Here is a 6,901-nt window from a genome sequence, read left to right as displayed (position 1 = left end):
ACACTGTAGAAACCGTCTTCACTGATGGTGCTTAAGGTGCCGTCACTGTGTTTGAACTCGTATTTGGTCACGCCATCCAGATCGCTGCCGGACAAGGTACCCACCACCGCGCCCGCCACTTGGTTTTCCGCATAACTTAGTTCTTGGTTAAAAAATAAAGAGTCGTCATCTACAGGCGTCACGCCAATATCAACAGTAATAGTATCTGTGCCTCCATTCCCGTCGCTAACTACAACGGTGAAGCTATCGCTTCCGTTGTAGTTTTCGTCTGGCGTATAGGTCCAATTACCATTTTCATCAACGACTACAGAACCGTTTGACGGATCTGTGCCTTTTGAGAATGTTAACGAGTCTCCGTCCGTATCTGTTGCGTTTAGCGTTCCGCTTACTGGGGTATCTTCGTCGGTGGTTACTGAAAGGTCATTACCTATCGGCGCATCATTTACGGGAGTTACGCCAACGTTAACCGTAATTGTGTCAGTACCACCATTTCCATCATCGACGATAACCGTAAAGCTATCGGTACCGTTGTAGTTTTCGTTGGGGGTATAAGTCCAATCACCATTTTCATCGACAACGACAGTACCGTTTGATGGATCGGTGAACTTAACGAAAGACAGCGAATCGCCATCTTCATCTGATGCTGACAACGTTCCGCTTACTGGAGTATCTTCATCGGTTGTAAATGAGAGAGTGTCACCGACAGGCGAGTTATTGGTATCAACAAAGGTAGGGGCGCTATTAGTTTGCTCAAACGAACGGAATTGCTCTAGAAGGCTCAGGCTTTGAGTTCGCGACATGCCCAGCGCTTCAAATCCCGTTGTTATAAATTCGGTTGCTGGGATCGTTTCTTCACCGTCTCGCTCTACAGTCCCACTAGTTGCCAAGCTAGAACCATTTTGACCAGCAGCGGTAGCGAACTCATCTCCTAACTCAGTAGGGTCTTCACCTTCTTCTAATGCGGCAAAAATATTTGCGATATCCTGGTCTAGTTCAACTTCACCGTCTTCAGGTGAAAAACGCTTAACTGATACCTGAGGTTCATTAGGTCCATTTTGAGATTCAAGAGTTACATCTCCAGCCTGTAGAGGCTCTCCCTCTTCGAGTACTCTAACCGTGCCATCAACTGAAATAACAATGCGCTGACCCAATGCAAGAGCACCGGTCAAATTCAATGCTGTAATGTCCATATCAACCCCTAAAAACCATTTTCGCTTGTCACGTCAACTTTGTGACATCTTATTTATAATATTAGCCTAAATATAACATTTAACATCACATAATTCCTAGTTATGAATCGTGCATTTAACATACCGAGTGACAAGGTAATGACGCTGATCACATCACACAATAATGAAAGTGCTCACACTATCAATATAAGTTATTGTGTTTGCGAAAAATAACAGAGCTAAAAACGTAAAATTGACGTTCTCAAAATCATCATAAAACGCACAGCAAACTGTTAACAACTTTACAACCATTTACGGTAGCTTCTCGAGCGAACGTTATTTTTTTGGCGGTTCATCTAAATTTCGTATCTAGCACATTAAAAAGCGTAGGTTTAGATGCAGTCCAATTTGGAGAGATGGAAATTGAATTACATTCAAACGACAACATTAGGGTTAGCTATAGCGCTAAGTTTGCCGACAACAGCACAAACCTTAGAGCAAGCCGTTGCGTTTACATTAGAAAGCAACCCTGAAATCAAAAGTGCTTATAACGAATATATCAGTAAGCGTTATCTTAACGACGCTTCTGGTGGTGCTTATCGACCAAGTATAGACTTAGATGGTGGGATTGGTTATGAACATACTGATCTAGCAACCAACCAAGACACTACCGATCTGACTAGAAAAGAAGCAACGATCACCTTGACCCAGTTAATATGGGATGGCGCTAATACATCCAATGATATTGACCGTACTGCGGCTGATGCAGAGTCCGTGCGCTATCAACTACTATCTAACGCGCAAGACATCGCTTTAGAAGTAACAAAGGTTTATCTTGATGCAGTGAAAGCCTATGAAGTGCTTTCTCTTTCGGAAAGTAACTTAGCGACGCACAAAGAGATATATAACGATATTCGTAAGCGCGTGGAATCAGGTATTGGTTCAACCGCAGATATGTCACAAGTTGAAGCTCGTATTGCGAAAGCGCACGGGAATTTGCTTGCTGCTCAAAACAACCTTTTTGATACGCATACTCAGTTTAAAAGACTTGTTGGTCAATCTCCTTTAGGGTTAACTTTCCCTCGCGCAGATGCGGGTGCAATTCCTTATACCGTTGATGGTGCGTTGGCAAAAGCGTTTAACCAGCATCCAGTCATTAAGATTGCACAAGCCGATGTTGACTCAGCGAAGTTCCAATACAAACAATCTAAGAGTACCAACTACCCGACTGTTTCTTTTGAAGCCGCTCAAACTTGGCGTGATGACGCCGGTGGTACAGAAGGCAGCAGCGATGAGTTTTCTGCCATGGTTCGTTTAAGATACAACCTTTACAATGGTGGTTCGGATCAAGACCGCACAGAAAGTGCAGCCTACCAACTCAACAAAGCCAAGGACCTTCGCGAAAGTACTTACCGCAATGTAGAAGAGAGTCTACGTCTATCATGGAGCGCACTTGATTTAACGGTTCAGCAAAAAGAGTTCCTATCTGACCACGTAGACTCGGCATCAGACACGGTAATCTCATATGAGAAACAATACCGTATCGGTAAACGTACCCTTCTCGACTTACTTAACACTGAGAATGAATTATTCGAAGCTCGTAAAGGCTATTTAGATGCTAAGTATGACGAGCAATACGCAAAATATCGCGTAATGAACGCAACTGGTAACCTACTCATCGGTTTACGAGTTGAGATCCCAGAAGAATGGAATGAAAAGGTGGAATATTAATGAAGCTTACCAACACAGTATTATCGCTTTGCTTCATGGTTGTATCTGCCAATGTTTTAGCTGAAAACAACGAAGATGAATTCGAATATCGCGCTCTACCGCCGGCCACTCAAATTTACGATCTTCAAGATGATGACAATGACGGTGTAATAAACGCGCGAGATTTATGTCCCGATACACAAATTGGTGCCGAGATCGATAACGACGGTTGTGGATCATATTTCGAGTCATCGGAAAAGAAAGAGCTGCATATACTCTTCGCTAATAATTCAACGGAAATAAACCCTGTCTTTCTAGGGCACATACGCCAAATGGCGGCATTTTTAAAGCGCTACGAAAGTACCAGCATTGAATTGCAAGGTTATGCCAGCAAAGTAGGTAACGCGGAACATAACCTAAAGCTTTCGAAAGAACGTGCATCACATGTAAGACGAGCGCTAATTAGCAACGGTATTCAGCCATCTAGAGTCAGCATCGTAGGTCATGGTGATTCTGAATTCAGCAGTGATGACACCCAAATCAATCACGCACTACATCGAAAAGTTGTTGCTTCCGTTGTTGGATTTAAGGGTAATATCAAAGAAGAATGGCACATCTTCACCAAAATTAAAAAGTAGGCGTACCCAGCTTTTACCATACTGAAACGTTATCTTAAGTTAACGTTTCAGTATGGTGATAATTCCTTGAATAGCATATACCTAAGCCGTCTATAATGTTAATCTTGCCACGTTATCAACATAGAGAATTAATCCATGAGCAAACTAACAGCTGATACTCAAGCAAATCTAGAACTTTTCGTTTCTGAAACACAAGAAACTAAACTGGTATGGGGCCTTCGCAACGAAGAAGGTTGGCTAGCATGTGACTCAAGTGAATTCGAAAACAGCGAAGTGATGCCATTCTGGTCTTCAAAAGAAGATGCTCAAACTCACAACGTTGAAGAGTGGGCTGACTTCGAAGTATTAGAAATTCCACTAGATATCTTTGTAGAAGATTGGTTACTGACTCTTGCTGAAGACGGCGTTCTTGTTGGTACTAACTGGAATGCAACATTAGAAGGCAAAGAACTTGAGCCTTCTGACCTAGCGAAATTATACATCTAATTTCCGATATCGGTCGCACGATTCGCGCGACCGATATACCTCTGATTAGTATCAATAAATTAGAGACCTACCTCGCATAACCACGTAGTCGCACCATTCAAAATTTGAAGCAACATCAAACTAATAATAGAATATCGTTCTTTATCTGATTGATCGTCTCTTGTGAATCACTTCGTTTTTGTTACCTTTCTACTATTCATTAGCTTTTGTTCTTATAGCCAAGTATCAACATCAGATCGTGACCACAATTCACCAGTCTATACCTCCAATCTAAGCTCTACTCCAAATGCTGATTGGAACGCGCTTTATCTCTCTACTTTAAACCACTCTCCTGAGCGCGCATTAAACATGCTGCAAACACGCTACATCGGCTCAACGGTTTATGGAGATAAGCTTTACCTTGCGTCTCTTCTGTATCAATACATGAGCCACCGAGATCAGCCGTTCTACGGAATCGCTTCAAACGACAATGACTACCAAGCGATAGAAACAGCGTTTATTTCTGCTCTGAGGAAAGACGGCAAAGGCCAATATGAACAAGCACAACAAGGCTTTCTAACACTTTTGGCGAAAATGCAATCTCGCAGTGATTTAACTGGTAAAGCCTTACTAAAGTACCAGCTATGCCGATCGCTTAACGAGCAAGCTAAATACCATCAAGCGAACTATTACTGCTCTGCCCTTCAGTCAGATTTACATGACATCGCTGACCCTGTATTACCAAAATTCGGGACTTATCGAGTCATCGCGAACAATCATCATTTCCGCAGTGACTATCAAGCTGCACTAGACACCTACCTATCACTAATAAACGTGTTTCCACAAGGGCATGATATTTCAGGGGTTTACAACGATGTGGGTAACTTGCTCAAAGAATTAAAGCAATATGAAAAATCGGCGGAGTATCTAGAGCAAGCTCTCATTCTCAGAGTAAACGCTTCAGATTTAATGAAAGCACAAGTGCATCACAGCCTTGCGGATCTCTACCTTAACCAAGAGCAAAGTGAACTAGCAATTCACCACTTTCAGACAGCAAGAACACTGCTGAGCTCAACGTCGCATAGCTACGGTATTGCACTCACAAGTCTTGGCTTAGGAAAAGCGTACACTCAAACGAAAAACTATGATGTGGCGAGAACCTACCTAATTGAGTCTCTTTCAGCTTCGAGCGAACTGAGCAATGATGTCATTCGCATCAATGCTTACTTGGCGATCAGCGATATGTTCGAAGAACAGAAATTGCCAACGGAAGCACTCAACTATGCTCAACAAGCGCTAGAATTAGCTGAACAAGTCACAAGGCATAAATACATCGCGCAGTCACTTCTTCAGCTTTCTGATATTCATCAATCACTCAGCGATTACCAACAAGCTTTCTATTTCTACCAGCGATACTCGTCAATACAAATGGAAGCTAGAGATATCGACAATCGACTCGCACTCGAAGCGCTCGGCCTGACGCACGCCAAATATGAACAAGAACTAGAAAGCTCTTTCCTGACACATCAGACGAAACTCGACCGCGTTCAAATTGAAAAAATGGAACATCAAAGATGGATGTACAACATCGTTGTTATTCTGTTGCTTTGCGCTGCAAGCTTCACGGTATTGATAAACAAAACGGTTCGCGCAAAAGCAGCAATTGATGGCTTAACGAAAGCATATAGCCGAACTGAGATAATTCGAAGAATCAAAAGAGTGAAACGCTGTAAAGGGACGGACAAACAGCATGTGCTCGTGCTGCTTGATCTAGATAAGTTTAAGAAGATTAATGATGAGCATGGGCACCCTACTGGTGATCGGGCACTGGTCCATATTAGTGATCAAATTAGAAAACACTTAGTGAATGGTGAATTGTTTGGTCGCTTAGGGGGTGAAGAATTTGTCATCATGTTAACCGATACCCCACCAGCAGAGGTACGAGAACGCGTTGAAGAGTTGCACTACGCCATTTCAAGCACTGTCTTTTTATCAGAAAGCAAAAAGTCACTTAATGTGACCGCGAGTTTTGCTTATCTAGCAACCTCAAACGCATTAAGTGACTTTGATGACTTGTATTCAGTGCTCGACCAAGCACTCTATCAAGCCAAAAGCAACGGCCGAAACTGCATTATTGATGCATATAACGAACCGATTGATTTACCTGAAATTATTTATTCTCAGCCTGTTTGCGAACCAACTCAGCCATGATGCTTTCGCGATCACCGAGGTAATCGTTAAGGCCAACTTTACGCAGTTCACATGCCGGACAATCGCCACAGCCATCACCAACAATGCCGTTGTAACAAGTCAGTGTTTTGTTTCTAACAAGTTCAAGTGCTGAGTACTGGTCTGCTAGCGCCCATGTCTCAGCCTTGTTTAACCACATTAGCGGTGTTTTGATATCAAGCGGCTTGTCCATACCTTGTACAAGTGCAGAGTTCATCGCCTTCACAAAGTCATTACGACAATCAGGGTAACCAGAAAAGTCTGTTTCACACACACCTGTAATCACGGTTTCAGCACCGATTTGGTAAGCGTAAATACCCGCTAGAGTCAGAAATAGAATATTACGACCAGGAACGAATGAATTCGGCAGCCCATTCTCTTGCAGCTCATGAGACACAGGAATATCGTCACGAGTCAGAGAGCTAATAGCCAGTTCATTCAACAGAGTCACATCCATCACTTTGTGCGCTTTCACACCAAGCTCTTTCGACAATGACTCCGCAACTTCAATCTCGAGTCTATGGCGCTGACCATAATCAAACGTAATCGCATGAACTTCATCATACTCTTTTAATGCCTGAACAAGACACGTTGTTGAGTCTTGACCACCACTGAATACTACCACTGCTTTTTTCATCTTAAATCCTTACGAGAACCTTCTACTAGCGACTTATCTTGCCCAGTAAAAAT

At 42.8% G+C, this 6,901-nt stretch carries 6 protein-coding genes; 4 read left to right on the top strand and 2 right to left on the bottom strand.

Annotation, left to right across the window (positions count from 1 at the left end; translation table 11 throughout):
- A partial coding sequence (locus tag AB4512_RS15065; protein ID WP_372175126.1) for an Ig-like domain-containing protein occupies nt 1–1,190 on the bottom strand: 1,190 nt, incomplete at its 3' end.
- Nucleotides 1,191–1,592: 402 nt separating this feature from the next.
- Here AB4512_RS15065 and AB4512_RS15060 point away from each other — a divergent pair.
- The 4 genes from AB4512_RS15060 (at nt 1,593) to AB4512_RS15045 (ending at nt 6,193) form a co-directional block, all read left to right on the top strand.
- Nucleotides 1,593–2,900 (top strand): TolC family outer membrane protein, encoded by a 1,308-nt coding sequence (locus AB4512_RS15060; RefSeq protein WP_017062307.1) that lies wholly within the window; start codon nt 1,593–1,595, stop codon nt 2,898–2,900.
- Nucleotides 2,900–3,517 (top strand): OmpA family protein, encoded by a 618-nt coding sequence (locus AB4512_RS15055; RefSeq protein WP_102321441.1) that lies wholly within the window; start codon nt 2,900–2,902, stop codon nt 3,515–3,517. The genes AB4512_RS15060 and AB4512_RS15055 overlap by 1 nt, the downstream gene beginning before the upstream one ends.
- 135 nt (nt 3,518–3,652) lie before the next feature.
- Entirely contained in the window at nt 3,653–4,003 is a 351-nt protein-coding gene (locus AB4512_RS15050; RefSeq protein ID WP_017062305.1) for a DUF2750 domain-containing protein, read from the top strand.
- Between the two features lie 162 nt (nt 4,004–4,165).
- Nucleotides 4,166–6,193 (top strand): diguanylate cyclase, encoded by a 2,028-nt coding sequence (locus AB4512_RS15045; RefSeq protein ID WP_017062304.1) that lies wholly within the window; start codon nt 4,166–4,168, stop codon nt 6,191–6,193.
- Here AB4512_RS15045 and queC read toward each other — a convergent pair.
- Entirely contained in the window at nt 6,153–6,848 is a 696-nt protein-coding gene (gene queC, locus AB4512_RS15040; RefSeq protein ID WP_372175125.1) for a 7-cyano-7-deazaguanine synthase QueC, read from the bottom strand. The genes AB4512_RS15045 and queC overlap by 41 nt on opposite strands.
- Between the last annotated feature and the right edge of the window lie 53 nt (nt 6,849–6,901).

Origin of the sequence: Vibrio sp. 10N.222.52.B7 (genome assembly GCF_041474275.1) — a bacterium.
Classification (GTDB): domain Bacteria; phylum Pseudomonadota; class Gammaproteobacteria; order Enterobacterales; family Vibrionaceae; genus Vibrio; species Vibrio crassostreae_C.
The sequence above is the reverse complement of the archived record's forward strand: the minus strand, read 5'-3'. Positions and strand labels throughout refer to the sequence as shown.

What these genes read in the sequence shown, in the direction of transcription:
- AB4512_RS15055 (WP_102321441.1), top strand. Translation starts at nt 2,900, where the DNA reads ATGAAGCTTACCAACACAGTATTATCGCTTTGCTTCATGGTTGTATCT.
- queC (WP_372175125.1), bottom strand. Translation starts at nt 6,848, where the DNA reads ATGAAAAAAGCAGTGGTAGTATTCAGTGGTGGTCAAGACTCAACAACG.
- AB4512_RS15050 (WP_017062305.1), top strand. Translation starts at nt 3,653, where the DNA reads ATGAGCAAACTAACAGCTGATACTCAAGCAAATCTAGAACTTTTCGTT.